The organism is Limosilactobacillus urinaemulieris (assembly GCF_014838745.1).
Classification (GTDB): Bacteria; Bacillota; Bacilli; order Lactobacillales; family Lactobacillaceae; genus Limosilactobacillus; species Limosilactobacillus urinaemulieris.
Genome location: NZ_JABUXR010000048.1, coordinates 1 through 773 on the forward strand (window position 1 = coordinate 1; position 773 = coordinate 773).

The window sequence follows — 773 nt, forward strand, 5'->3', positions numbered from 1 at the left end:
GATGCGTAATCTAAATTAATGTTAATGTCTTGCGTAGTAATACCTTTCTTAAGGCAGGCATTACCTTGTTTATCAAAATGGAAATACTTATTCAAAACTTCTGAATTCATTAATTTATAACTGGCCACAGTAAATTCTTGATCCACACTATCCCCTGGTCGAATTGCGGTCTGCTTGAAAGGTTGTTTGAATACATAATGACCATTACTAATCACTTGAATTGGCTTATGTAGGGTGACATCGCGAAAATTCATAGTAATGTTGTACTTACTGGGCAGTGGTTGTTTTGCTGTTATTTTATTGATTATCGGCATTTGTTGCGCTGTCGTTGTTGTTTTATTTGGAACTAATGTTGATGAAGTTTGATGACCAACCGTATTTGATTCGTCACTAATCCGAATATTGCTTGAATTGGCACTAACTTGTGGATCAGTCACTTGAGTCGTGGATGTATTTTGAGTAGCAACTGTCGCATCATCTGCCTTGGCATTACCACTAATAATGAAGGTTAAACCAACAAGGACAGATGCCGTTCCAACCGTTAATTTCTTAATAGCAAATCGTTGTCGTTTTGCTACTTGTTGCTTATGTAATTCGTCCAAATTTTATACCCTCTTTCTAATACACAATTTATTATATATTGAATATGTGGGGGGGGCAAGTGCTTATTTGTGACACCTTGTAGAGATGAATGCCAACTTTTAATTTTTACTGGTTTAAACAAGTGTGAAAACACAATGTTACCGAATAGAAAGGATTGGACAGTTATTACA

General features: G+C 35.7%; 1 protein-coding gene. It reads right to left on the reverse strand.

All coding sequences use genetic code 11. The annotated features are described in order from the left end of the window. Positions 1–602, reverse strand: a 602-nt coding sequence (locus HUK45_RS09360) for a YSIRK-type signal peptide-containing protein (protein ID WP_191912055.1), incomplete at its 3' end; no start/stop codon positions are given. Between the last annotated feature and the right edge of the window lie 171 nt (positions 603–773).